Genomic DNA, 25,176 nt, shown 5'->3' with positions numbered 1-25,176 from the left:
AACCTTCTGAAACGGCCAACTCATTGATTAACAAGGAGTTTATCGTTTCGGCTGCGCCGGAAGTGGGGCGAATTATAGACACATTGAGAGGGGCGTCAACAGGTAATTTCAAAAAACTGTCACATATCCCTAAAAGCAAAGGGCGGGCCTGGCGGCCCGCCCTTTCTCGACGCTTAAAGGCTAGGGAAAGCGAACTGCGAGGCTTCGTGGCTGGCACGTTGCGGCCAGCGCTGGGTAATGGCCTTGCGTCGCGTGTAGAAGCGTACGCCATCCGGGCCATAGGCATGCAGGTCGCCGAACAGGGAGCGCTTCCAGCCGCCGAAGCTGTGATAGGCGACCGGCACCGGCAGCGGTACGTTGACGCCGACCATGCCGACTTCGATCTCGTCGCAGAACAGGCGTGCCGCTTCACCGTCGCGGGTGAAGATGCAAGTGCCGTTGCCGTATTCATGGTCGTTGATCAACTGCATGGCCTGCTCGAGGCTTTCGACACGGACGATGCACAACACCGGGCCGAAGATTTCTTCTTTATAGATACGCATCTGTGGAGTGACGTGGTCGAACAGGCACCCGCCGAGGAAGAAGCCTTCTTCGTTGCCCGATACACTCAGACCGCGACCGTCCACGACCAGCTTGGCGCCGGCCTGCTCACCGTCATCGACATAGCCTGAGACCTTGTCACGGGCCTGGGCGGTCACCAGTGGGCCCATGTCCAGACCACAAGACGTGCCGGCGCCGATCTTCAGCGACTTGATCTGCGGAGTCAGCTTGGCCACGAGGGCGTCGGCGACCTGGTCGCCGACGCACACGGCTACCGAAATGGCCATGCAGCGCTCACCGCAGGAACCGTAGGCTGCGCCCATCAAGGCGCTGACCGCGTTGTCGAGATCAGCGTCGGGCATCAACACCGCGTGGTTTTTCGCGCCACCCAGGGCCTGAACGCGTTTACCGCGACGGGTGCCTTCGCTGTAGATGTACTCGGCGATCGGCGTGGAGCCAACGAAACTCAGTGCCTTGACCTCCGGCGCTTCGATGAGCGCGTCCACCGCGACCTTGTCACCGTGCACGACATTGAGTACGCCAGCCGGGAGGCCCGCCTCCAACAGCAGTTGCGCTATATAGAGTGTAGAGCTGGGATCACGCTCGGACGGCTTGAGGATGAAGCAGTTGCCGCAGACGATGGCCAAGGGGTACATCCACAGCGGGACCATGGCCGGAAAGTTGAACGGAGTGATACCGGCAACGATACCCAGTGGCTGGAAATCGGACCAGGCATCGATATTGGGACCGACGTTGCGGCTGTACTCACCCTTGAGCACCTCAGGTGCTGCGCAGGCGAACTCGACGTTTTCGATGCCGCGCTTGAGTTCACCTGCAGCGTCTTCCAGCGTTTTACCATGCTCTTCACTGATCATCTGGGCGATCTTGGCTTCGTTCTGCTCGAGCAGTTGCTTGAAACGGAACATCACCTGGGCACGCTTGGCCGCTGGAGTCTTGCGCCAGGCTGGAAACGCGGCCTTGGCGGCGTCGATGGCCAGTTGCACGGTCTCGCGGCTGGCCAGCTGGAGTTTGCGGATGGCCTGGCCGGTCGACGGGTTGAAGACATCGGCCGTACGGTCGCCGCTGGAAACCAGATCGCCGTTGATCAAGTGTTGGATAGTGCTCATGCAATGGGCTCCTTGGGAAAAAGGTCAGTCGATCTGGTTGAGGGCTTCGCCAACAGCATCGAACAGGCGATCGAGGTCTTGCGGCTGGGCGTTGAAGGTTGGGCCGAACTGCAGGGTGTCGCCGCCGAAGCGCACGTAGAATCCGGCTTTCCATAGCTTCATGGACACCTCATAGGGGCGCACGATGGCATCGCCATCGCGTGGCGCCAGCTGGATCGCACCGGCAAGGCCATAGTTGCGAATGTCGACGATGTTCTTCGCGCCCTTGACGCCGTGCAGCACGTTTTCGAAATGCGGTGCCAGCTCGGCGACGTTCTGCACCAGGTTTTCGCGCTGCAGCAGGTCCAGCGCGGCAAGGCCGGCGGCGCAGGCCACAGGGTGCGCCGAGTAGGTATAGCCGTGGGGGAACTCCACGGCGTACTCAGGCGTGGCCTGGTTCATGAAGGTCTGGTAGATCTCGGTGCTGGCGATGACGGCGCCCATCGGAATGGCGCCGTTGGTGATCTGCTTGGCGATGCACATCAGGTCCGGCGTCACACCGAAGGTGTCGGCGCCGAACATGGCGCCAGTGCGACCGAAGCCGGTGATGACCTCATCGAAGATCAGCAGGATATTGTGCTGGTCGCAGATTTCACGCAGACGCTTGAGGTAGCCCTTGGGCGGTGGCAGTACACCTGCCGACCCGGCCATGGGCTCGACGATCAGGGCGGCGATGTTGGAAGCATCGTGCAGCTCGATGACCTTGAGCATCTCGTCGGCCAAGGCAATGCCACCCTCCTCCGGCGAACCCTTGGAGTAGGTATTGCCCGGCAGCAGGGTGTGAGGAATGTGGTCCACGTCCATCAACTGGCCGAACATCTTGCGGTTGCCGTTGACGCCGCCCAGGCTGGTGCCGGCGACGTTGACACCGTGATAGCCGCGGGCGCGGCCAATCATCTTGGTCTTGGTGGCCTGGCCTTTCAGGCGCCAATAGGCACGGACCATTTTCACGGCGGTGTCGCAGCACTCGGAGCCGGAGTTGGTATAGAAGACGTGATTGAGATTGCCGGGAGTCAGGTCGGTGATTTTTTCCGCCAGCTGGAAGGACAGCGGATGGCCGTACTGGAACGCGGGCGAGTAGTCGAGCACACCGAGCTGACGCGATACCGCTTCCTGGATTTCCTTGCGCGTATGGCCCGCACCGCAGGTCCACAGGCCGGAGAGGCTGTCGTAGATCTGCCGGCCCTTGTCGTCGGTCAGCCAGCTGCCTTGGGCCGCGACGATGATCCGCGGGTCACGCTGGAAGCTGCGGTTGGCGGTGTACGGCATCCAGTGAGCATCCAGCTTGAGCTGGCTGGTGATGCCGACAGGGGCGTTCTCGGGCATGTTCATGTGCACAGACCTCATTGAGCGATTGAAGACGCGATGACAAGCGTGTTGCCTCTACGGTGTCACGACGATAAAGTCTGGAAAACCCAACTTTTGCGATCTTCAGTCAGGCAGCTACTAAACTATGAGCCGTCGCCCCGATCCGCTCGCGCAGGTCAGTGATTTCGATATTCGCCTGCTGCGCATCTTTCGCAGCGTGGTGGAGTGCGGCGGCTTTTCTGCGGCGGAAAACGTCCTGGGCATCGGTCGTTCGGCGATCAGCCAGCAGATGAGCGACCTCGAGCAGCGTTTGGGCCTGCGCCTGTGTCAGCGTGGCCGCGCAGGGTTTTCCCTGACCGAAGAAGGCCGCGAGGTCTATCAATCGGCGCTGCAGTTGCTGGCGGCGCTGGAAAGCTTCCGCACCGGCGTCAACGGCCTGCACCAGCACCTGCGTGGCGAGTTGAACATCGGCCTGACCGATAACTTGGTGACGCTGCCACACATGCGCATCACCCATGCGCTGGCGCAACTCAAGGACCGTGGGCCCGATGTGCGCATCCAGATCCGGATGATCGCGCCCAGCCAGGTCGAGCAGGGAGTTCTCGATGGCAGCTTGCACGTTGGCGTGGTGCCGCAGTCGAGCCCGCTGTCGGGGCTCGAGTACCAGCCGTTGTACAGTGAGCGTTCGTTGTTGTACTGCGCGGTCGGCCACCCGCTGTTCTACGCCAGTGACGAGGCGCTCGATGGCGACCGCCTCAACGCACAGGAAGCCATCGCGCCGACATTTCGTCTGCCGGCCGATATCCAGGCGCGTTACCAGGTGCTCAAGTGCACCGCCAGCGCCTCGGATCGCGAGGGCATGGCGTTTCTGATTCTGACGGGACGCTACATCGGCTACCTGCCCGACCATTACGCCACTTTCTGGGTACAACAGGGGCGTCTGCGTGCGTTGAAACCGAGCGAGCGGTTCTATGACCTGACGTTGTCCTGGGTGACGCGCAAGGGCAGAAGGCCCCATCTGGTGCTGGAAAGCTTTCTGGAAAGCCTGGCGCAGACGCGCTGAAGGATCGTCGTGGTTTATCCATCAAGGCTTGTCGGATCAGGGCGGGTACGCTATCAACGCATCTGCAGTATTCAAACGATCGGTTCGGAAATCGCCCATGAGTCTCGAAGTCCCCGCGCACAGCGCCTCGGTCAGTGGCAAACCTGCCAGCCGCATCCGCCAGAAGAATGAAGAAGCGATTCTGAAGGCGGCTGAAGACGAGTTCGCCCGGCACGGTTTCAAGGGCACCAGCATGAACACCATTGCGTTGAATGCAGGCTTGCCCAAGGCCAACCTGCACTATTACTTCACCAACAAACTCGGCCTGTACATTGCGGTGCTGAGCAACATCATCGAGCTGTGGGACAGCACCTTCAATACGTTGCGCGCCGAGGATGATCCGGCGCAGGCGCTGACCCGCTACATCCGCGCCAAGATGGAGTTCTCGCGCCGCCAGCCACTGGCGTCACGGATCTTCGCGATGGAGATCATCAGCGGCGGCGAGTGCCTGAGCGAGTACTTCAGCCAGGACTACCGCAGCTGGTTCGCGGGGGGTGCCGCGGTGTTCCAGGCCTGGATCGACGCCGGCAAGATGGACCCCGTCGACCCCGTGCACCTGATCTTTCTGCTGTGGGGCAGTACCCAGCATTACGCCGACTTCGCCACGCAGATCTGCCGGGTGACCGGACAGGCGCGCCTGACGCGGCATGACTTCGAACACGCCAGTGACAACCTGATCCGCATCATTCTGAAAGGATGCGGCTTGACCCCTGCGGTGTGATCACTGCAACAGCCAAGAGATAAGCATGCCTTCTACCCTGCTGGGACCCTGCGAGTACCGCGAGGAGATTCGCAAGAGTCGATTCATCACCCTCGCCGCGCCGATAGCCAGCGTGCAGGACGCCCAGGCCTTCATCGAACAGACCAGTGACCTGGCCGCGACCCATAACTGCTGGGCGTGGAAACTGGGCGATCAGTACCGCAGCAACGACGATGGCGAGCCAGGCGGTACCGCAGGCCGACCGATCCTGGCGGCGATCGAGGCACAGGATTGCGATCAGGTGGTGGTGCTGGTGATTCGCTGGTACGGCGGCATTCAGTTGGGTACAGGAGGGTTGGCCCGTGCCTATGGCGGAGGGGCGAACAAATGCCTGCAGCAGGCGCCCAAGCGCCTGTTGATCGCGCGGGTGGCTGTGAGCTGTTCCTGCACATTCAGTGAGCTGGCCCTGGTCAAGCTTCGGGTGGCCGAGGTTCAGGGGTTGGTGACTGCAGAAGATTTCACCAGCAATGGGGTCGATCTGCAGCTGGCAGTGGCCAGTGAGGCCATCGCTACCCTGGCGCAGCAGCTTGCCGACCTTTCCAGGGGACGGATCGTGCTGCAAGCCGTCGCGTCTTGAGCGCGTCGTTGCTGACAGCGAGTGCTAGTCTGTTTCCTTTGTTCAGGAGAGTGGCAATGACAACTGCAAAGAAAGCGTTGGTGATTGGTGCATCCCGTGGCCTGGGTCTGGGGCTGGTGGAACGCTTGAGCGAAGATGGCTGGGAGGTGACGGCCACGGTTCGCGATCTGGACAAGGTGCCGCCGGCGCTGACGGCCACCGGCGCGAAGGTGGAGGCGCTGGAGATGACTCGCCTGGAGTCCATGGACGCCCTGAGCCTGCGGCTGCAGCAGCAAACCTTCGACCTGCTGTTCATCAATGCCGGGGTGTCCGGGCCGGCGGGCTACAACACCGACCAGGCCAGCGATGCAGACATCGGTGAACTGTTCGTCATCAATGCCGTGGCGCCGATCCGTCTGGCCCAGCGACTGGCGGGCAATGTCGCCGATGGCGGTGCGATCGCCTTCATGAGTTCGGTGCTGGGCAGTGTGGCGATGCCTGAAGGGTCGCCCATGGCCTTGTACAAGGCGAGCAAGGCGGCCTTGAATTCGATGACCAATACCTTCGTGACCGAGTTGGCGCGGCCGCAGTTGACGGTGCTGTCGATGCATCCGGGCTGGGTGAAGACCGACATGGGCGGCGACGGTGCCAGTCTGGACGTTGCCACCAGTACCCGTGGATTGGTGGATGTGATCACCGCGCAGCTGGGCAAGGGTGGGTTGCAGTTTCTCGATTACAAGGGCGAGAAGATCGACTGGTGAGGTCCGGGGGAAGCGGTGGTGTCAGCAGGGGCCTCTTCGCGGGCACTGCCCGCTCCTACAGGATGCGGGCGTTGCCAGGTAGACGGTGGTTTACAGGCCCAGGATCGACAGCATGATGAAGGTCGCGAACAACACGAAGTGAGTCATGCCCTCGATGGCGTTGGTTTCGCCGTCGTTGAGGTTGATCGCGCAGACCAGCAGGGTGATGAAGATCATCACTGTCTGCACCGGTGTCATTGCCATCTGGAATGGCTGGCCGCTGTACAGGGCCAGGCCTTCCATGACCGGTACGGTAAGGATCACCGTTGACAGCGAGGCACCCAGGGCAATGTTGACCACCGATTGCATGCGGTTGGCCAATGCTGCACGCAGTGCAGTCAGGATTTCCGGCGCAGCGGAAATGGCTGCCACCAGAATGGCCGTCATTACCGGTGGTGCGCCGGTGCCCTCGAGACCCAGGTCGATGGTCTTGGACATGACTTCGGCCAGGGCGCCGATGACGACGATACCGAACACCAGGGTACCCACCGACCAACCCAGGTGAACCGGCTTCTCGGGTTCGGTGGTCACGCCCTTGCGCTTCTTCTTTTCCGGATAGTTGTAGCTGAAGAAGTAACTGTGCGGCCCGACCTGCATGCGCAGGAACAAGGCGTAGAGCACCAGCATGGCGCCGATGGTAAAGCCTGAGTAGACTTTCCAGTTGCCCTCGGGGATGAACTCCGGCACCACCATGGACACACCCATGGCGGTGAGGATCATGACGCTGTAGCTGCGCGCCGAATCGTCATTGTAGGACTGTTCGCCATGCTTGAGCCCGCCCATCAGTGCCGCGAGCCCGAGAATGCCGTTGATGTCGAGCATGACCGCCGAATAGATGGTGTCGCGCACCAGGGTCGGTGATGGCTCGTTGCTCATCATGATGCCCAGTACCACTACTTCGACCAGCACCGCCGACAGGGTGAGGATCATGGTGCCGTAGGGGTCACCGAATTTTTCGGCGAGCAACTCGGCGTGCCCGGCAACTCGCACCGAGGCGAAGATGATCGCCACGACCAGGGCGATACCCGCGCCCAGTGCCACGCCTTGACCATGGCTGAGCAGGTAGTGCTCGGCCGGGAAGGCAATGCATGCGGCGATCACCGCCAGAAGTAGAAATTTTTCCTGCTTGAGTAACGCGATCATGGCCTGCCTTCGCTGATTGCTGCGACCTGTGCCGCTGAAAGTAACTGGATGTAACAAGAATCAGCGGATCAGAGTACGCGACAGCTGCAAAGGTTCAGGGGCAGACCTGTGCCTGGGCCACCAACCAGTCATGGATGGCACGTCGGGTTGGCGTATTGAGTGCGCCTTCGCGGTACGCCAGCACGTATTTCTTGCGGGCCTGGATGGGCCATCCGAACGGCACGATCAGCGAGCCTTGTTCCAGCTCATCGGTGATCAGCGCGCGACGGGCGATGGCAACACCCATGCCCATGCGCGCCGCATCGATGGTCAGGTGATTGCGATTGAAAGTGTGGCCGCGGCGCACATCGATGCCTTCGGCGCCTATCGCCGAGAGGTAGAACTCCCACTCTGCATATTCATAGCTGCCGCGCCAGGCGGTTATGTCGTGCAGCAATGGGAAGTGCACCAGCTGGCCAGGGCTGTCCAATGGCGGACGACCCTCAAGCAGAGTGGGCGAGCACACCGGGAACAGCTCCTCTTCCAGCAACGGTGTAGTGACCAGGCCTGGGTAGCTGCCATCGTTGAGGTCGATGGCCAGGTCGAAATCGTCGTCACGCAGTGAGCCGCTGCTGTCCTCGGCGATCACCCGCAGCTGGAGCTCGGGAAAAGCCCGCTCGAGGCTGGGCAACCGTGGCATCAGCCACTTGCTCAAAAAGGAAGGGATGCTGCGCAGCTTGAACACCCCGCCGATGGTGCCGGAATGCAACAGCCGCAGTTCTTCGTCGATGCGGCTGTGCACTTCGTTGGCGACCACCGCAAGGCGCTGGCCCTGTGCAGTCAATTGCAGGCCGCGACCCACCCGATGGAACAGCGCAAAGCCCAGGCGATCTTCCAATTGCTTCATCTGCTGGCTGATGGCACCGGGGGTCACATGCAATTCATCGGCGCAGCGGGTGAAGGACAGATGCCGCGCGGCGCAGGCAAACACCTGCAGCCAGGCGTGCATTTGGGCATTGAGGATCTTGCTCATCGGTGAGCCCCGCTAAACAGTGACTTAGTAAGTATCGTTTGTCTGAAATGTCTGTCAGGCCAAAGATAAGGCACGAGTGTATAGAGAGAGAATGAGGCAGACATGGCTATCAGCGTATTCGACATGTTCAAGATCGGCATCGGCCCCTCCAGTTCGCATACGGTGGGCCCGATGCGCGCCGCTGCCCTGTTTGCCAAAAATCTCACCGAACAAGGCATGGCACCGCTGGTGGAGCGGATCGAAGCCCGCTTGTATGGCTCGCTGTCCGCCACCGGCATAGGCCATGGCAGTGACCGCGCGACCCTGATGGGCTTGATGGGCGAATGGCCGGACCGGGTCGACCCGGACACCGTCGGGCCTCGAGTCGACGAAGTGATCCGGCGGCAATGCCTGCAGCTGGGCGATCACGCGATTCATTTCGACTGGCAGCGCGACATGCTTCTGCTCGATGAGAGCCTGCCCTACCACCCCAATGGCATGACCTTGGTGGCGCACCTGCAGAACGGCGAGGTGCACGAGCAGACCTACTATTCGGTTGGTGGCGGTTTCGTGGTCGATGCCGAGCAGGCTGCCAGCGGTGTGCTGGACAACGACACCACCGTCCTGCCCTACGACTTTTCCTCGGCGGCGCAGTTGCTGAGCCTGTGCAAGCGCACCGGCCTGAGCATTGCGGCACTGATGATGGAAAACGAAAAGGCCTGGCGTTCCGAAGCGCAGATCCGCGAACAGTTGGCGGTGATCTGGCAAGCGATGCAGGCCTGCGTGGACAAAGGTCTGACCGGGCAAGGCATTCTGCCAGGCGGGCTGAACGTGCGCCGCCGGGCCTATCGTCTGCACCAGAACCTGCAGGAGATCGGCAAGCCTAACGTCATTGGCTCCACCCTCAGTGCCATGGAATGGGTCAACGTCTTTGCTCTGGCGGTGAACGAGGAGAATGCCGCCGGCGGGCGCATGGTGACCGCCCCCACCAACGGCGCGGCCGGGATCATTCCGGCGGTGTTGCACTACTACATGAAGTTCTGCCCGGAAGCGTCGGCCGACGACGTGGTCCGGTTCTTCCTGGCAGCTGCGGCGGTAGGCATCCTGTGCAAGAAGAACGCGTCGATTTCCGGCGCCGAGGTGGGCTGCCAGGGTGAAGTGGGTTCGGCTTGCGCCATGGCGGCTGCCGGCTTGGCCGAGGTGCTGGGTGCCACGCCCGAACAGGTCGAGAACGCAGCGGAAATCGGCCTGGAGCACAACCTGGGGCTGACCTGCGATCCGGTCGGAGGGCTGGTCCAGGTGCCGTGCATCGAGCGCAATGCGATTGCCGCGGTCAAGGCGATCAATGCCGCGCAAATGGCGCTGCGCGGTGATGGCGAGCACTTCATCTCGCTGGATCACGCCATCCGGACCATGCGTGACACTGGCGCCGACATGCACGACAAGTACAAGGAAACCTCGCGCGGCGGTTTGGCGGTCAACCTGGTGGAGTGCTGAGTTGCACCCCTCGTTTCGAGGGTAATTCCGAAAGCGCGAAACACTCGTAAAAGAGAATGTTTTTTGATCACGACAGCCTGATATGGAATAGTACCCGCCGTTTTTGCGCGCCCGCCCAGCGCGCAGGTTCCACAGCGAAGGTATTTGTCCATGCGCAGTTCCCGCCTCACCTCGATGATCGTCGCCAGTGCCCTGGCCTTGTGCACACGACTCATCGTCGCAGCGCCCATCGATATCAATGATGGCCAGCACACCGTCCATCTGCCCCAGGCGCCGCAACGTGTGGTGGTGCTGGAGTTCTCCTTTCTCGATAGCCTGGCGGCAGTGGGCGTCACCCCGGTTGGTGCCGCCGACGATGGCGATGCCAATCGCGTATTGCCCAGAGTACGTCAGGCCATTGGTCAGTGGAGCTCGGTGGGCCTGCGCGCCCAGCCCAGCATCGAACAGATCGCGCGGCTCAAGCCTGACCTGATCATTGCCGATCTCAATCGCCATCAGGCGCTGTACGCTGACCTGGCAAGCCTGGCGCCGACCTTGCTGCTGCCTTCGCGCGGGGAAGACTATGAAGGCAGCTTGAAGTCCGCCGAGTTGATTGGCCGGGCGTTGGGCAAGAGCGAGGCGATGCAGGCGCGGATCGCGCAGAACCGTCGCAGCCTCGCCGACATCGCCGGGCAGGTGCCCGCCGGTACCAAGGTGCTGTTCGGTGTGGCGCGGGAAGACAGCTTCTCCGTACATGGACCGCACTCCTATGCGGGCAGCGTATTGGCGGCAATCGGTTTGCAGGTTCCGCCGGTACGCAGCAACGCGGCACCGACCGAGTTCGTCAGCCTGGAACAACTGCTGGCGCTGGACCCTGCGTGGCTGCTCGTCGGGCACTACCGGCATCCGAGCCTGGTCGACAGCTGGAGCCAGCAGCCGCTGTGGCAAGTGCTGGGCGCAGTGCGCAATCATCAGGTTGCAGAGGTCGACGGTGACACCTGGGCCCGCAACCGCGGGGTGATGGCGTCCGAGCAGATTGCCGAAGACGCCCTGGCCATTCTCAAGGGCGGCAAAGCCGCCATGACGCCCTGAATGAGGCGTTGGTGGGCGATGGCGCTGGGCACGGTGGTCGTCGCCGGGCTGTTCTGGATGTCGCTGTACGCCTGGTCGCCGTTCACGATCAGCCAGGCGGATGCCTTCAACGGGCTGTTCAGCCAGGGCCGTGAGGGCGGCAACATGGCCTATATCGTCGCCCAGCTGCGGGTGCCACGGGCACTTTGCGCGGCGTTGGTCGGTGCCTGCCTGGGACTGGCCGGTGCATTGATGCAGGGCATTACCCGCAACCGCTTGGCGTCGCCGTCCCTGTTCGGGGTCACGGCAGGCGCCGCGCTGGGCCTGGCGTTGTTCTCCACGGGCCTGGTGGCCCTGCCGTTCGCAGGCGGCGCGTTGCTGATGACGTGTGTGGGGGGTGCCCTGGCCTGGGTGATCGTTTTCAGCCTGGGTGGCGCCTGGTCTCCAGCGGCGGCGCAAGGCCGACTGGTGCTGGCCGGAGTGACCGTAGCGGCACTGTGTGCGGCGTTGACGCGGCTGACCGTGATACTGGTCGAGGCGCAGGCACAGAGCGTGCTCAACTGGCTGGCCGGATCGCTGGCCAACGTCGGTGCTGCGCAACTGCAACTGTTGTGGCCCTGCACTCTGATCGGTGCCCTGTGGGCACTCTTCTGCGCGCCACGCCTGAACCTGGTGAATCTGGGCGAGGATGCGGCTCGCTCGCTGGGCGTCGGTATCGCCGGCCTGCGCCTGCAGGTGTTTTTCGCCAGTCTGCTGCTGGTGGGTGCCAGTGTCTGCGCGGTCGGTCCGATCGGCTTCGTGGGCCTGATCGCGCCGAACATCGCCCGGCAATACCTGGGCAACGACTATCGCTGGCTGATTCCGGCGAGCGCCTTGCTGGGTGCGGCGATCGTGCTGGCGGCCGATCTGGTCAGCCGCGCCGTGGCCTTCCCGGCGGAGACGCCTGCCGGGGTGGTGACCGCATTGATCGGCGCACCGTTCTTCCTTTACCTTGCCAGGCGCACGCAATGATTCGGCCCTACCCTCGCCTGCTGATCCTGCTCGCGCTGTTGCTTGCGGCGTTGTGGCTGAGTTTGAGTGCAGGCACCTCATGGCTGGCGCCAAATGCAGTGTTCGAGCGTTTGCTGGCGCATGACCCGCTGGACTTCGAGGTGTGGAACCACCGCCTGCCGCGCGGGCTGATCGCGATCCTGACCGGCAGCGCCCTGGGCCTGGCCGGCGCCCTGGTGCAGGGGGTGATTCGCAACCCGCTGGCTTCCCCGGAGATTCTGGGGGTGACCCAGGGCGCCGGGCTGGCCCTGACCATTGCCATCATCGCGGTACCGCAGCTGCCCTTTACCTGGCTGCCGCTGGTGGCCGGCGTGGGCGGCGCCGGCGGCGCACTGCTGCTGGCGCTGTACAACAGCGGTGTGAGTTTTTCCGGCGTGCGCTTTGCGTTGTCCGGGGTGGCGATCGCCGTGACCCTGTCGAGCATCACCGAGTTTCTGATTCTGTCGCACCCGCTGGACATCAACACGGCGTTGCTGGCCTTGACGGGCAGCCTGTGGAGCCGCAGTTGGCATCATCTGGCGCTGGCCCTGCCGTTCGTGGTGCTGATGCCATTGGCGCTGGGCCTGGCGAAACCGCTGAACCTGATCGGCCTGGGCGACGAAGCAGCCCACAGCCTGGGTACCGCACTCAAGCGCACACGCTGGCTGGCGATGGGCGCAGCGGTGCTGTTGAGCAGCCTGGGGGTGGGCATCATCGGCCCGGTTGGCTTTCTTGGCTTGGTCGCGCCGCACATGGCGCGCCGCCTGGTGGGCGGGCATCATCAGCACCTGCTGCCGGCCTCGATGCTGATCGGTGCTCTGTTGCTGGTGCTGGCCGACACGCTGGGACGCACACTGATCGCGCCCAGCGAGATCCCGGCGGGCGTTCTGACCGCGGTCATCGGCGCACCTTACTTTCTCTGGCTGCTGGCACGCTTCAAGGGCTGACATCATGAGCATCATCAAGGCCGACAGCGTCGATATCGGCTACGGCGCCACACCTATCGTACGCAATCTCTCGTTCACCCCGCCTGCCGGGCAAGTCACCGCGCTGATCGGGCCCAATGGCTGTGGCAAGTCGACGCTGCTCAAGGCCCTGGCACGCATCATCACGCCGCAATGCGGGACGGTGAGCCTGGATGGCCAACCCTACGCGCAGCTGTCGTCGCGCGCGTTGGCGCAGCATGTGGCGTTCCTGCCGCAGGTATTGCCCATTCCCGAAGGGGTCAGCGTTGCCCAGCTGGCGGCCTATGGGCGCAGTCCGCACAACAGCTTCTGGGGGCGCCTGAGCGGCACGGACCGCAATGCCGTGGAGCAGGCCCTGCAGCGCATGGGCCTGGAATCACTGGCCGACACCGCGCTGGCGGACCTCTCCGGCGGCCAGCGGCAAAGGGCCTGGCTGGCCATGGTGCTGGCGCAGAATACGCCGGTGGTGTTGCTCGACGAGCCCACGACCTACCTGGATATCAGCCATCAGGTCGAGCTGCTCGACCTGATGCGTCAGCTTGCCGCCGAAGGCAAGACCGTGGTTACGGTGTTGCACGATATCAACCAGGCCTGCCGCTACGCCGATCATCTGGCGGTGATGCATCAAGGTCGCCTGGTGGCCGATGGTCCGCCTGGGCAGGTCGTCGATGCCCAATTGATGCAGCAGGTATTCGAGGTGCAGGTGCAGATCGTCCGTGAGCCGGTGGCGGGCACGCCGATGTGCGTGGTGGAAAAAAGCACGCGCGCCTCGACGTGAATGGCCTGGCATCCGACCGGGGCCGGCCCGCCGGGCGTCGGCACGAACCTGCCGGTTGGGCCCTCGCGGCTGCGAGTGAAGGGCAATACCTGTAGAATCGAGCACGATTGCACCTGATGAGAGAACGAAAACACCATGTACGACTGGCTCAATGCCTTGCCCAAGGCCGAACTGCACATGCACCTGGAAGGCTCGCTGGAACCCGAGCTGCTGTTCGCCCTGGCCGAGCGCAACAAGATCGCGTTGCCCTGGAATGATGTGGAGGCGCTGCGTGGAGCCTATGCGTTCAATAACCTGCAGGAGTTTCTCGACCTGTATTACCGCGGTGCCGACGTGTTGCGCACCGAGCAGGATTTCTACGACCTGACCTGGGCCTATCTGTTGCGCTGCCAGGCCCAGAACGTCGTACACACCGAGCCGTTCTTCGATCCGCAGACCCACACCGACCGCGGTATCGCCTTTGAAACGGTGCTGGGCGGCATCACTGCCGCACTGAATGACGGCCGTACCCAGCTGAACGTCGACAGCGGGCTGATCCTTAGTTTTCTGCGCCATTTGAGCGAAGACGAGGCGCAGAAGACCCTGGATCAGGCCTTGCCTTTCCGTGATGCGTTCGTTGCCGTGGGTCTGGACAGCTCCGAGATGGGCCATCCGCCGAGCAAGTTCAAGCGCGTGTTCGACCGCGCCCGCGACGAGGGCTTCCTGACAGTCGCCCACGCCGGTGAGGAAGGCCCGCCCGAGTACATCTGGGAAGCCCTGGACCTGCTCAAGATCCAGCGCATCGACCACGGCGTGCGTGCCATCGAGGACGAGCGCCTGATGCAGCGCATCATCGACGAGCAGATTCCACTGACCGTATGCCCGCTCTCCAACACCAAGCTGTGTGTGTTCGATCACATGAGCCAGCACAACATTCTCGACATGCTCGAGCGCGGCGTGAAGGTCACGGTCAATTCCGATGACCCGGCCTATTTCGGCGGCTACGTCACCGAGAACTACCACGCGCTGTACACCCATCTAGGTATGACCAAGGACCAAGCCAAACGCCTGGCGCAGAATAGCCTGGACGCTCGCCTGATCAAGCAATGAGGCCGGCGGGGTCGAACCCCGGCCTCACCCGCCCCATCACGTACCCAAGCGACCGATCTCGCTCATGCCCAGACGGGTAACCTGCAGCGTGCGGCTGTCTTCGTTGAGCTTGAGCCAGCCCGACTGCAGGAACAGGGTCAGCAACCCTGCACCCAGTGCGCCGCCGACGTGCGGGCGCTGGGTGCTCCAGTCGCAACAGCTGTGCAGCGGCTGGCGCTCGCGATTGACCAGTGCCTGCGTATAGATGCCTTGGCTGGCCAGGCGGCTGCTGCCCAGCGCCGTCACTTCGAGCCGCTGTTCATAGTGTTCGAGCCAGCCGTTCTGGACCATGCGCTGGAACAGGTCGGCCGCCAGCACGCCGCCCAGATGATCACCGCACAGCCGCACCTGATGCAGGGCCTTGGGCGAGCGCGGTTTGGGCACGCTGATGCGCGCCGCCATTCCCGCATTGGCTTGCACCAACGAGACGCTGGCCAATGCCTCCACCGCCGCCCCTACTTCAGGCTTGGCCAGACGGAAGAAACGCTTGCGCCCACGCGCTTCGAGGGTCAGCAGACCACCTGCCGACAGCCGCGCCAGATGCGCGCCTGCCGACGAGGGCGAGACACCTGCCAGCGATGCCAGCTCGTCGGCGCCTCGCGTGGTGCCGTCGATGAGCGCCCAGAGCATGGCGCTGCGCTTGGGGTCGGCCAGCAATGTGGCGATCCGGCTGATGCAAGGTGTTGGTTGCATGTGTTCACTCCCTGTGGAAACGTTCGTCAATCTGGCAATGGTTGCCGGGGTGATTATATGCACCCCGCCGTTGTACGGAATTGGACGAAAGCGCCGGGGACCAGCATCGAATGCGAGGGGTGTGCAATACCCTGTACTTGTATGGCCCGCCCTTACCGACGGCATTTTCCGGGACGCTTGCTCAAGCGCCCGCAACGCGTCGCTCTGTTGCCTGAAGACCGGTTGGATACATCATTCATTACAGGTTTGACCCCACAGCCGGGGCGGACTTTTCCCGCAATGTCCGTCCTTGCAGACCTACATGATTGTTTGGTTCGCGCTGCCTCGCCGTCAGTCTGACGGGCACCCGATGACGCTCGCACGCCCGAAATGAGGACTAAACTGGGTCCTCATCTCGAGCCCGAGGACATCGCAATGAAAGTTCTTCTTTCTGAGTTGAAGCAACCACGCGGCAGCTGCTGGCAGGTGCGTATGGACCAGCATGCGGTGTCATTCCGCAGCGAAGCCGAGGCGCGGGCCTTCATCGCCACCCTCGAAGCCCGCTTGCAGGCGCCCCACGGCCTGCCGCAGGCGCGGGGGGCCAGCGCCGGTTAGCGGGCTGTCTGCAGGTCGCGCCGCTGCTGGCAGCGGCGTGTCATTACTGCCGCACAGACGGCAAGGATGCCGCAGCCAGCGATCACCCAGGCCATCGGCATTGCCGTGCCGTCGTGCAGTAATCCGACCAACGACGCGGCGGCGGCGGCAAGACTGAATTGCAGGCACCCCAACAGCGCCGAAGCGCTGCCGGCGCGTGAGCCCTGCCCGCTCATGGCACACGCCGAGGCGTTGGGGATGATCCCGCCCAGGCTCGCCAGACAGACGAACAAAGGGATCAGCAATGGCCACAAGACCGTTGGCCGCAGCGCACTGAGTGCCAGCAGCACAGCACCCGCTGCCATGTACACCCATACGGTGCGTGACAGCAGCAACGCCGGACCGCGGCGCGACAGAAGGCGCGCATTGACCTGCGCCATCAGGATGAACCCTGCGGCATTGCTGCCGAACAGCCAGCCATAGTGTTCGGCAGGTACGCCGTAGAGCTTGATGAATACGAACGGTGACCCGGCGATGTAGGCGAACATGCCGGCCATGGCGATTCCGCCGGTCAGCGCATGCCCCATGAACACAGGGTCCAGCAACAAGCCGCCGTACAGCCTGGGGGCGCCTGCAAGGGGGCGTCTGGGTCTGTCGGCGGGCATGCTTTCCGGCAGGCCCAAGGCGACGGCCAAGGTGCAGGCGGCGCTGAACAGGGTGAGCAGGATGAAGATCCACTGCCAGCCCCAACTGTTGACCAGTACGCCACCGAGCATAGGTGCCAGGATCGGCGCCAGGCCCATGACCAGCATCAGTTGCGAGAACACCTTGGCCGAGCCGACTGCATCGCACTTGTCGCTGACGATGGCGCGGGCCAGCACCATGCCAGCGCAACCGCCCAGGGCCTGGACGAAACGGGCAACGATGAGCCAGTCCAGGGTGGGTGCGAAGGCACAGGCCAGCGAAGCTGCGGTGAACAGCGAAACGCCCACGAGCAGGGGCACCCGGCGACCGAAGCGATCGGCGACCGGGCCGTATATCAGTTGGCCGATCGACAAACCGAGGAAGTAGGCAGCCAGGGTGGTCTGGATGTGCTTTTCGTCGGTGCCGAAGGCAAGCGCCATGGCAGGGAAGCCCGGCAGGTAGAAGTCGATCGCCAGGGGGCCGAATGCGCTGAGCGCCCCCAGGATCAGAATGGTCTTGAAGTTCATCGGGTATTCACTACGTCCTGACAATACAGGCGACGTAGTCTAACCGGGTTACGCGGGTGTCGCGCTGTAGCCTTCTTCGCTGATCAGCTGGACGATTCGCTCGGGCGGCAGGTTGCTGTCGATTTCGACCTTGCCGACTGCCAGGTCGATCTGGACCTGGGCAGCCGGATCCTGAGCGGTGATTGCCTGGGTCACGGCACGTACGCAGTGGCCACAGGTCATGCCTTGCACGGTGAACTGTTGCATGGGTGATACCTCGCTGGACGGGATTGCGATCATTCTCAACCTTCCCATCGGGGCAAGGTCAAGGTAAAGATCAAGTTCTGCACGGATCGGCCGGGCTGGAATTCCCCGTGCGGCTCGTCCAAGCTGGACGCTTGCCACCCTGCCAGGAGTAACTCGATGCGCCCTACCACTGCATGGCTTTTCGGAATGTGTGCCCTGGCAGCGCAGAGCTGTTGGGCCGGTGCCAGTACCGGTCAGCCATACGGCATTCTGATCGTTTCCCGCGAGCGCCTGGAAGTCGCCACGTCCTGCGAGATCGGGGTGTACCTGCAGGACCAACTGGTCGGGCGGCTGTTTCAGGAGCAGGCCACGTCGTTCAACCTGCCGCCAGGCCCCGTGTCGGTCGGTTTGCGTCAGCTTCCGGGGCAAACGCCTGGGTGCGCGCCGGGCATGACCGAGTACAAACCGGTAATCGTGACCCTGCAGGCCGGGCAGATTCAGAAATTCCGGATCGCTGCAGGCAGCGCCGGCTTGTACTTGAAGCCCGAGCCACTGGAGTATTGACCTTGCCAGCGGGGCAAGGTTGATACTGGCGCAAACGCATCCGAGGACATTTCGAGCATGAACATTGGCCAGGCCGCCCGCGAAAGCGGCCTCAGCGCAAAGATGATCCGTTACTACGAGTCGATCGGCCTGCTCGCGCCAGCCGTGCGCAGCGACAGCGGCTACCGCCTGTATCAGGCAGCGGACGTGCACACGCTCGGTTTCATCAAGCGCTCGCGCGACCTTGGGTTTTCCCTGGAGGAAGTGGCCAGGCTGCTCACGCTGTGGCAAGACCGCAAGCGTGCCAGCGCCGACGTGAAGCAGCTGGCTCGCCGGCATATCGACGAGCTCGACCGCCGCATCGGCGAGCTGAGCAGCCTGCGCAACACCCTTGAACACCTGGTGGAACACTGTCACGGCGATGACCGCCCGGACTGCCCGATCCTTCAGGAGCTGGCATCCGGGGGCTGTTGCAGCTGACCAAGGGAAAACGGCGTCAGCTGGCAAGCAGGCCGCTTATTGCAACCAGGGCGGAGGCGGTTCTTCCGTTGGCTTGGTCGGCTGGTCATCGGCCTCGCGTGCGGCGCGTCGGCGAATGTCGTCCAGGCGCGCGGCCTCGATTTCACGCATGACCCCGCCCACATCGGCTTCCACTTCTTCCTCTGCGAACTCGCCGGTCAGCACGCTGGCCGGGTGCAGTTTGCCTTCTTCGTACAACGCCCACATTTCCTTGGCGTAGCGCGTCTGGCGAAGCTCGGGAGCGAACCTGCCGAAATAGCTGGCCATGTTGCCGACGTCACGCTCGAGCATACTGAAGGCATGGTTGTTGCCCGCCGCATCCACGGCCTGCGGCAGATCGATGATCACCGGGCCATCGGGTGTCAGCAGCACGTTGAACTCGGAGAGGTCGCCGTGCACCAGGCCTGTGCACAGCATCAGCACGATCTGGTGGATGAGGAACGCGTGGTACTCGCGCGCCTGGTCCGGTTCCAGCTCGACGTCGTTGAGACGTGGGGCTGCATCGCCGTCCTCGTCGCAGATCATCTCCATGAGCAAGACGCCCTCGAGAAAATCGTACGGCTTGGGCACACGCACACCGGCGCTGGCCAGCCGGAACAACGCCGCGACCTCGGCGTTCTGCCAGGCGTCCTCGGTTTCCTTGCGGCCGAACTTGGAGCCCTTGGCCATGGCCCGAGCCTGTCGGCTGTTGCGCACCTTGCGGCCTTCCTGATATTCGGCCGCCTGGCGAAAGCTTCGTTTGTTCGCCTCCTTGTAGACCTTGGCGCAGCGCAATTCCTTGCCACAGCGCACCACATAGACAGCTGCTTCTTTACCGCTCATCAGCGGTCGCAGCACCTCGTCCACCAGACCGTCCTCGATCAGCGGTTCAATGCGTTTTGGAGTCTTCATCAGCTTTTATTCTGGGTCCTTCGTAGCCAAACACGCGAATTCTGGCGGCATCGTCTCACAGCGAGCGCGGCTTGCCGACCCGAGCCTGTAAAAGGATGCAAACAACTCGCCAAGCGGTGGACGATCATAGCGCTTTCGCAGCTGATGGACAGCGGCGCTCACGCATTAAAGCTCGCCAGGAGTGAAACCGAACAGCGCCTTGAAAGCTGCGATGAAGGCCGATGTCGATTCATAACCGTTGTTCAATGCGGCCGTGGTCACACTGTCACCGTTTTCCAGCGCCTGCAGCGACGACAGCAGCCGCATGCGCTGCCGCCAGGCCCGATAGCTCATGCCGGTTTCGCGCTGGAACAGGCGCATCAGGGTCTTTTCCGAAGTTCCCAGGCGCCCTGCCCACTGGGTCAGCGTGGTGGCCTGATCGGGAGCAGCGATCAGCTGGTTGCACAACGCCAACAGCCGATGATCCCTGGGCAGGGGCAACGAGAACGCCACCTCGGGCAAGCCTGCCAACTGATCCAGCAATACCTGCACCAGACGTGACTGAGCGGTGTCACCGGCTGGGTAGTCATGGGGCAACTCACAGAAACCCTTGATCAGTTCGCGTGCCAGCGGGGTGACCTCAAGCACCTTGCAGTGCTCCGTGAGGAAGGGCGACTCTTCTCTGCGCACGTACAGACTGCGCATCTCGGCGCGCATCGAGGTAACGACCTTGTGTTCCACTCCCGCCGGAATCCAGATACCCCACTGCGGCGGCGCGAAGAAACTGCCTTCATCGGTGTGCACGCCGAGGACGCCACTGATGGCGTAGGAAAACTGCGCCCAATCATGTCGATGGGCGGGCGTCCACGATCCCGCACCCAGGCTTTCGGCACGCGCATACAACGGTCGAGGCAGGCTTGCCAGGGCGGGTATGGGGCGTGGTGACGATGCATGTCCGTTTGGCGGCATTGATTGGCCCTCTGTCGCAAGACGGCAATAGAGTGCCTGAGTTAGCCTGCCGTTCTCAATGTCCATCGACGCACAGGCGATTCATTCATGCACATTCTCAAACACCTCAAGCGCGTGGTAACCGATTGGTTCCTCTGCGGCATGGTGCTGGCAGTCCTACTGGCCTGGATTTTTCCGAGGTTCGGCGCCACCGGCGGTGCCATGCACGCAGGTCTGGTGACCAATATCGGCGTGTTCGTGGTGTTTTTTCTGCATGGCATGAACCTGTCCAGCGAGCAGATCCGCCACGGATTGAAAAACTGGCGCCTGCATGTGATGGTGCAGGCCTTCACCTTCGTGGTGTTCCCGCTGCTGTGGCTGGCCTGCGACAAGACCCTTGGCGCGTTCATTCCCGGCACCTTGATGGTGGGCTTTCTGTACCTTGCCGCCCTGCCCTCGACCATTTCGTCATCGGTGGCATTGACGGGCAGTGCGGGCGGCAACGTGCCAGCAGCGATCCTCAACGCCAGCCTGTCGAGCGTGCTGGGTATCTTCATCACGCCGTTTCTGTGCGCGCTGGTGGTCGGTGGCGGTTCGGGAGGCATCGACCTGGGGGAAACCCTGCTCGACCTGTGCGCCATGCTGCTGTTGCCGCTGGTGCTGGGGCAACTAATGCGGCCGTTGTTCGGCAAATTCTTCGGCCGGCACAAGCGCTACACCAACTTGATCGACAAGGCCGTGATCCTGCTGCTGGTGTATGCCGCCTTCTGCAATTCGATGGTATCGGGGCTGTGGCAGCAGCAGGGCGCATCGGTATTGGCCATGGCCGTGGGCGGCAGCGCCTTGCTGTTGGCGCTGATCCTGCTGCTGACCACACGCACCGCCAAACTGCTGGGCTTCAGCCACGCCGACAAGGTGGCCGCCGTGTTCTGCGCCAGCAAGAAGTCATTGGCGGCGGGAGCACCGATGGCGGCGCTGATCTTCGGCAGCAACCCCGGACTGGGCTTGATTCTGCTGCCGATCATGATCTATCACCCGCTGCAGCTGATCGTGTGTTCGATCATGGCGGAAAACTATGCCAACCAACTGCGTGTGGAAGCGACCAGCGTGCCCGTGGGCGCAACCGTCAGCGCTCGATGATTGCCGTGACGCCCTGGCCACCGGCTGCGCAAATCGAAATCAGGCCTCGACCGCTGCCTGCGTTGTCCAGAAGCTTGCTCAGGTTGCCGAGGATGCGCCCACCGGTGGCCGCGAACGGGTGCCCTGCCGCCAGTGAACTGCCCTTGACGTTGAGGCGGCTGCGGTCAATCGAACCCAGCGGCGCATCCAGGCCCAAGCGCGTGCGGCAGTAGTCTGCATCCTCCCAGGCCTTGAGGGTGCAGAGCACTTGTGCGGCGAAGGCCTCATGTATTTCGTAGTAATCGAAATCCTGGAGGCTCAAGCCGTTGCGCGCCAACAGCCGCGGAACCGCGTAGACCGGCGCCATCAGCAGCCCTTCCTGCCCCCCCACGAAGTCCACTGCAGCGGTTTCCCCATCGCGCCAGTACGCCAGCACCGGCAGCCCGCGCTCCCTGGCCCAGGCTTCGCTGGCCAACAGCACCACCGACGCGCCGTCGGTCAAGGGTGTGGAATTGCCTGCCGTGAGCGTGCCCTGCCGGTTTTTCTCGAACACGGGCTTGAGCGCCGAAAGTTTTTCCAGGGTCAGGTCGGGACGCAGATTATGGTCGCGGACCAGCCCGCCGAATGGCGTGGTGAGATCATCCTGCCAACCTTGCGCATAGGCGGCGGCCAGGTTCTGGTGACTGCGCAGCGCCAGCTCATCCTGTTCGTGACGCGGGATGTTCCAGTGCTGCGCCATCAGCTCGCAATGCTGCCCCATCGACAGACCGGTGCGCGGCTCGCCATTGCGCGGCAGTTCGGGCCGCAAATGCTGCGGCCGCAGTTGCAGCAATGCCTTGGCCCGTTCGCCGAGCGATTTGGCCCGATGCGTTTGCAACAGGATCTGACGCAGGCCTTCATCGACCGCGATGGGCGCATCGGATGCACTGTCGACACCGCCGGCAATGCCGCATTCGATCTGGCCCAAAGCAATCTTGTTGGCCACCAGCAGCGCGCTTTCCAGACCTGTGCCACACGCTTGCTGAACATCGTAGGCGGGCGTTTGTGCCGACAGCCGCGAGCCCAGTACGCTTTCACGGGTCAGGTTGAAATCGCGGGAATGCTTGAGCACCGCACCGGCCGCGACCTCACCCAGGCGCAGGCCGTGCAGACCATAACGTTCGATCAGGCCTTCGAGTGCGGCCGTGAGCATGGCCTGATTGCCGACTCGGGCGTAGGGCCCGTTGGCGCGAGCGAACGGGATACGATTGCTGCCAACGATGGCAACCCGGCGCACCGTATGCGTGTCTAGGTTCATGTCGAACCTCCTGGATTGAAAGGCGGAAGCGAGATTCCGGGTCGAGCATGATGCATGGCACGGGGCCCGGGCGAACGACGCGCGCCTTGCCGTGGTCCACACTTTGAACCCTTTGAACCGGAGCACGTTCCATGTCCGATCGATATATCGACTTCGCCAACTCCGACCTTGGTCGTCGCCTGGTAGGGGCCATCGGCCTGCCTTCACCGGCACGCCTGGAGCGCTGGCAAGCCGGACGGTTGCGACCGGTGGAAGGTGCTCTGTTGCTGGGCGGCGGCGGACTCGCCGACAAGGTGGCCAGCTTCGCTTCGCGCTTGACCGACACCGCGTACGGCGCCGCCGACCTGCCGAGCTGGACCGCTGGCCTTGGGCCCAAGCTCAAGGCTGTGGTGTTCGACGCCAGCGAGATCGTCAATGGTACCCAACTGGCACGCTTGCGCGAATTCTTCCAGCCGGTGATCAAGAGCCTGGACCACAACGCGCACATGGTCATTCTGGGACGCAACCCCCGCGACCTCGAAGACCCTGAAGCACACATCGCCCAGCGCGCCGTGGAAGGTTTTAGCCGGTCGCTGGCCAAGGAGTTGCGCAACGGTGGCACCTTGCAGCTGCTGTACGTCGCGCCTGACGCCGACGAACAGCTGGAAGGTGCATTGCGCTTCTTCCTTTCGCCCAAGAGTGCGTTCGTGTCGGGCCAGGCGCTGTCGCTGCAGGCCAGCGCCCGCCAGGTCACTGACTGGACCCGCCCGTTGGCAGGCCGCAAGGCGCTGGTCACCGGCGCCGCACGCGGCATCGGTGCGTCGATCGCGGAAACCCTGGCGCGCGACGGCGCCGAAGTGATCCTGCTCGATGTGCCCCAGGCACGCCATGACCTTCAAGCGCTGGCGGCACGGCTGGGCGGTCGCACGATAGACCTGGACATCTGCGCCGACGACGCTGCAAGCCAGCTGATCGCCGCGCTGCCGGAGGGAATCGACATCGTGGTGCACAACGCCGGCATTACCCGCGACAAGACCCTGGTCAACATGACACCCGACTATTGGGACTCGGTGCTCGCGGTCAACCTGCTCGCTCCGCAACGGCTGACCCAGGCGCTGTTCGACAGCGGCACGCTGCGCGATGACGGGCGCGTGGTACTGCTTTCCTCGACGTCAGGGATTGCCGGCAACCGTGGGCAGAGCAACTATGCCGCGAGCAAGGCCGGACTGATCGGCCTGGCGGAAGCGTTCGCCGCCAGGCTGGCCACGCGCGGTGCGACCATCAACGCCGTGGCCCCTGGCTTCATCGAAACCGGCATGACGGCGCAGATGCCCTTTGCCCTGCGCGAAGCCGGGAGGCGCATGAGCTCACTGGGCCAGGGTGGCCAACCGCAGGACGTTGCCGAGGCCGTTGCCTGGCTGGCGCAGCCCGGCAGTGGTGCGGTCAATGGCCAAGTGCTGCGCGTGTGCGGCCAAAGCATTCTGGGGGCCTGACATGGCAATCCACTGGCAGACTTTGGCACGCAATCCCGACTTGCCCAGCGCCTATCTGAAAGCAGCGCTCAACCGCAAGATCACTGGCGAGCGTCTGCCTGAGCTGGGCCTGCGTTGCAGTCTGTCGGCAGACCCGCGACACCTGGCGGCCTACCGCGAACTGTGCGGGTTCGGCGAAGGCGGCATGCTGCCGGCCACTTACCCGCATGTGCTGGCGTTTGCCTTGCAGATGCGCTTGATGACCGATAAAAGCTTTCCGTTTCCCCTGCTGGGCCTGGTGCATCTACGCAACCGCATTCAGGTGTTGCGGCCCTTGGGCGGGGTGGCCGGTGTACGGGTCAGCGTGCATGCGCAGAACCTGCAGCGCCATGAAAAAGGCGTGACGTTCGACCTGGTGACCCAAGTCGATGACCCCTTGGGGCCGCTGTGGCAGGAACACAGCACTTTTCTGTGTCGCCATGCCAGAATCGAAGGCCTGCAAGAGCCGGTGCACACTCCTGCCCAGCATCAGGACCAGGCTCTGATGGAGGTGCATCGCTGGTATGCGGCGGCGGACACCGGACGCCGTTACGCACGCGTCTCCGGCGATTACAACCCGATCCATCTGAGCGCCCTGAGCGCGCGTCTGTTCGGCTTTCCCACTGCCATTGCCCATGGCATGTGGAGCCTGGCGCAAAGTGTGGCAGCCCTGCGCGAACGCCTGCCGTTGAGCAATTACCAACTGGCGGTGGAATTCCACAAACCGGTACGCCTGCCCAGCGAGTTGATCTTGCGCGCCAGCGCTGCAGGGCTCGGCGGGCAGTTGGCATTGCATGGGCGCGACGAGCTGTTGCACATGAGCGGCACCTGGGGACCTCTGGTTCTGTAGCTATTGCGTTCGGCAAAGTTCGGCT

26 protein-coding genes are annotated in these 25,176 nt (G+C 63.1%); 16 read left to right on the top strand and 10 right to left on the bottom strand.

Annotation, left to right across the window (positions count from 1 at the left end; genetic code table 11):
- Window positions 1–173: 173 nt before the first annotated feature.
- Window positions 174–1,667: a CoA-acylating methylmalonate-semialdehyde dehydrogenase gene (locus IFU31_RS11220; protein WP_122480266.1), complete on the bottom strand. Its 1,494-nt coding sequence runs from the start codon at window positions 1,665–1,667 to the stop codon at window positions 174–176.
- Window positions 1,668–1,691: 24 nt separating this feature from the next.
- Complete coding sequence (locus IFU31_RS11215; protein ID WP_122714707.1) at window positions 1,692–3,038, bottom strand: aspartate aminotransferase family protein; 1,347 nt, start codon at window positions 3,036–3,038, stop codon at window positions 1,692–1,694.
- 121 nt (window positions 3,039–3,159) lie between these two features.
- On the opposite strand from IFU31_RS11215, the gene IFU31_RS11210 reads away from it, so the two are divergent.
- The 4 genes from IFU31_RS11210 (at window position 3,160) to IFU31_RS11195 (ending at window position 6,193) form a co-directional block, all read left to right on the top strand.
- Window positions 3,160–4,077, top strand: coding sequence for a LysR family transcriptional regulator (locus tag IFU31_RS11210; protein ID WP_122480268.1), 918 nt, complete (start codon window positions 3,160–3,162; stop codon window positions 4,075–4,077).
- Window positions 4,078–4,174: 97 nt separating this feature from the next.
- Window positions 4,175–4,837: a TetR/AcrR family transcriptional regulator gene (locus tag IFU31_RS11205; protein WP_192102957.1), complete on the top strand. Its 663-nt coding sequence runs from the start codon at window positions 4,175–4,177 to the stop codon at window positions 4,835–4,837.
- Between the two features lie 25 nt (window positions 4,838–4,862).
- Window positions 4,863–5,453 carry an IMPACT family protein gene (locus IFU31_RS11200; protein WP_192059166.1) on the top strand — a complete coding sequence of 197 codons (591 nt, stop codon included), beginning with the start codon at window positions 4,863–4,865 and terminating at the stop codon, window positions 5,451–5,453.
- Window positions 5,454–5,509: 56 nt separating this feature from the next.
- Entirely contained in the window at window positions 5,510–6,193 is a 684-nt protein-coding gene (locus tag IFU31_RS11195) for an SDR family oxidoreductase (RefSeq protein ID WP_122480271.1), read from the top strand.
- 90 nt (window positions 6,194–6,283) lie between these two features.
- Here IFU31_RS11195 and IFU31_RS11190 read toward each other — a convergent pair whose 3' ends face one another.
- Both IFU31_RS11190 and IFU31_RS11185 read right to left on the bottom strand, forming a co-directional pair.
- Window positions 6,284–7,375 carry a calcium:proton antiporter gene (locus IFU31_RS11190; protein WP_122714702.1) on the bottom strand — a complete coding sequence of 364 codons (1,092 nt, stop codon included), beginning with the start codon at window positions 7,373–7,375 and terminating at the stop codon, window positions 6,284–6,286.
- Window positions 7,376–7,469: 94 nt separating this feature from the next.
- A complete protein-coding gene (locus tag IFU31_RS11185; RefSeq protein ID WP_122480273.1) occupies window positions 7,470–8,387 on the bottom strand; it encodes a LysR substrate-binding domain-containing protein in 918 nt (305 codons plus the stop codon).
- 102 nt (window positions 8,388–8,489) lie between these two features.
- Between IFU31_RS11185 and IFU31_RS11180 the strand changes: the two genes are divergently transcribed.
- From IFU31_RS11180 to IFU31_RS11155, 6 genes are all read left to right on the top strand, one after another.
- Complete coding sequence (locus IFU31_RS11180; RefSeq protein WP_192102956.1) at window positions 8,490–9,863, top strand: L-serine ammonia-lyase; 1,374 nt, start codon at window positions 8,490–8,492, stop codon at window positions 9,861–9,863.
- 174 nt (window positions 9,864–10,037) lie between these two features.
- Window positions 10,038–10,934, top strand: coding sequence for a Fe(3+) dicitrate ABC transporter substrate-binding protein (locus IFU31_RS11175; protein WP_240998859.1), 897 nt, complete (start codon window positions 10,038–10,040; stop codon window positions 10,932–10,934).
- Window positions 10,935–11,924, top strand: coding sequence for an iron-dicitrate ABC transporter permease FecC (gene fecC, locus IFU31_RS11170; protein WP_163007692.1), 990 nt, complete (start codon window positions 10,935–10,937; stop codon window positions 11,922–11,924). It begins immediately after the preceding gene.
- Window positions 11,921–12,889 carry an iron chelate uptake ABC transporter family permease subunit gene (locus IFU31_RS11165; RefSeq protein WP_122480277.1) on the top strand — a complete coding sequence of 323 codons (969 nt, stop codon included), beginning with the start codon at window positions 11,921–11,923 and terminating at the stop codon, window positions 12,887–12,889. Before fecC ends, IFU31_RS11165 begins: the two co-directional genes overlap by 4 nt.
- Window positions 12,890–12,893: 4 nt before the next feature.
- Window positions 12,894–13,685: a Fe(3+) dicitrate ABC transporter ATP-binding protein FecE gene (fecE, locus tag IFU31_RS11160; protein ID WP_192102954.1), complete on the top strand. Its 792-nt coding sequence runs from the start codon at window positions 12,894–12,896 to the stop codon at window positions 13,683–13,685.
- Between the two features lie 135 nt (window positions 13,686–13,820).
- Window positions 13,821–14,774 carry an adenosine deaminase gene (locus IFU31_RS11155; RefSeq protein WP_192102952.1) on the top strand — a complete coding sequence of 318 codons (954 nt, stop codon included), beginning with the start codon at window positions 13,821–13,823 and terminating at the stop codon, window positions 14,772–14,774.
- A gap of 36 nt (window positions 14,775–14,810) precedes the next feature.
- Here IFU31_RS11155 and IFU31_RS11150 read toward each other — a convergent pair whose 3' ends face one another.
- Window positions 14,811–15,506: an ArsR/SmtB family transcription factor gene (locus IFU31_RS11150; RefSeq protein ID WP_122480280.1), complete on the bottom strand. Its 696-nt coding sequence runs from the start codon at window positions 15,504–15,506 to the stop codon at window positions 14,811–14,813.
- Window positions 15,507–15,920: 414 nt separating this feature from the next.
- On the opposite strand from IFU31_RS11150, the gene IFU31_RS11145 reads away from it, so the two are divergent.
- The gene (locus IFU31_RS11145) at window positions 15,921–16,100 is read left to right on the top strand and encodes a hypothetical protein (protein WP_122480281.1); all 180 of its coding nucleotides are present in this window, start codon (window positions 15,921–15,923) and stop codon (window positions 16,098–16,100) included.
- Here the strand turns inward: IFU31_RS11145 and IFU31_RS11140 are convergent.
- Window positions 16,097–17,290 (bottom strand): multidrug effflux MFS transporter, encoded by a 1,194-nt coding sequence (locus tag IFU31_RS11140; protein WP_192102950.1) that lies wholly within the window; start codon window positions 17,288–17,290, stop codon window positions 16,097–16,099. The genes IFU31_RS11145 and IFU31_RS11140 overlap by 4 nt on opposite strands.
- A 48-nt stretch (window positions 17,291–17,338) precedes the next feature.
- Window positions 17,339–17,536 (bottom strand): heavy-metal-associated domain-containing protein, encoded by a 198-nt coding sequence (locus IFU31_RS11135; protein ID WP_122480283.1) that lies wholly within the window; start codon window positions 17,534–17,536, stop codon window positions 17,339–17,341.
- A 156-nt stretch (window positions 17,537–17,692) separates the two neighbouring features.
- Here IFU31_RS11135 and IFU31_RS11130 point away from each other — a divergent pair, with 156 nt between their 5' ends.
- Entirely contained in the window at window positions 17,693–18,079 is a 387-nt protein-coding gene (locus IFU31_RS11130; protein ID WP_122714690.1) for a hypothetical protein, read from the top strand.
- 57 nt (window positions 18,080–18,136) lie between these two features.
- Complete coding sequence (cueR, locus tag IFU31_RS11125; protein WP_185795256.1) at window positions 18,137–18,538, top strand: Cu(I)-responsive transcriptional regulator; 402 nt, start codon at window positions 18,137–18,139, stop codon at window positions 18,536–18,538.
- Between the two features lie 36 nt (window positions 18,539–18,574).
- Here the strand turns inward: cueR and IFU31_RS11120 are convergent, their stop codons facing one another.
- A complete protein-coding gene (locus IFU31_RS11120) occupies window positions 18,575–19,468 on the bottom strand; it encodes a PA4780 family RIO1-like protein kinase (RefSeq protein WP_192102948.1) in 894 nt (297 codons plus the stop codon).
- A 165-nt stretch (window positions 19,469–19,633) separates the two neighbouring features.
- Entirely contained in the window at window positions 19,634–20,416 is a 783-nt protein-coding gene (locus tag IFU31_RS11115) for an AraC family transcriptional regulator (protein WP_122480287.1), read from the bottom strand.
- Window positions 20,417–20,503: 87 nt separating this feature from the next.
- On the opposite strand from IFU31_RS11115, the gene IFU31_RS11110 reads away from it, so the two are divergent.
- Window positions 20,504–21,535, top strand: coding sequence for a bile acid:sodium symporter family protein (locus tag IFU31_RS11110; RefSeq protein ID WP_185795258.1), 1,032 nt, complete (start codon window positions 20,504–20,506; stop codon window positions 21,533–21,535).
- Here the strand turns inward: IFU31_RS11110 and IFU31_RS11105 are convergent.
- Window positions 21,522–22,811: an acetyl-CoA C-acetyltransferase gene (locus tag IFU31_RS11105; protein WP_192102946.1), complete on the bottom strand. Its 1,290-nt coding sequence runs from the start codon at window positions 22,809–22,811 to the stop codon at window positions 21,522–21,524. The genes IFU31_RS11110 and IFU31_RS11105 overlap by 14 nt on opposite strands.
- A gap of 131 nt (window positions 22,812–22,942) precedes the next feature.
- Here IFU31_RS11105 and IFU31_RS11100 point away from each other — a divergent pair, with 131 nt between their 5' ends.
- Both IFU31_RS11100 and IFU31_RS11095 read left to right on the top strand, forming a co-directional pair.
- Window positions 22,943–24,283 (top strand): 3-oxoacyl-ACP reductase, encoded by a 1,341-nt coding sequence (locus IFU31_RS11100; protein WP_192102944.1) that lies wholly within the window; start codon window positions 22,943–22,945, stop codon window positions 24,281–24,283.
- 1 nt (window position 24,284) lies between these two features.
- Window positions 24,285–25,151, top strand: coding sequence for a MaoC family dehydratase (locus tag IFU31_RS11095; protein WP_192059144.1), 867 nt, complete (start codon window positions 24,285–24,287; stop codon window positions 25,149–25,151).
- Window positions 25,152–25,176 lie beyond the last annotated feature (25 nt).

The organism is Pseudomonas sp. CFBP 13602 (genome assembly GCF_014842725.1).
Lineage (GTDB): Bacteria > Pseudomonadota > Gammaproteobacteria > Pseudomonadales > Pseudomonadaceae > Aquipseudomonas > Aquipseudomonas baltica.
Note: the sequence above shows the minus strand (reverse complement) of the source record. Positions and strands in the feature narration are given on the sequence as shown.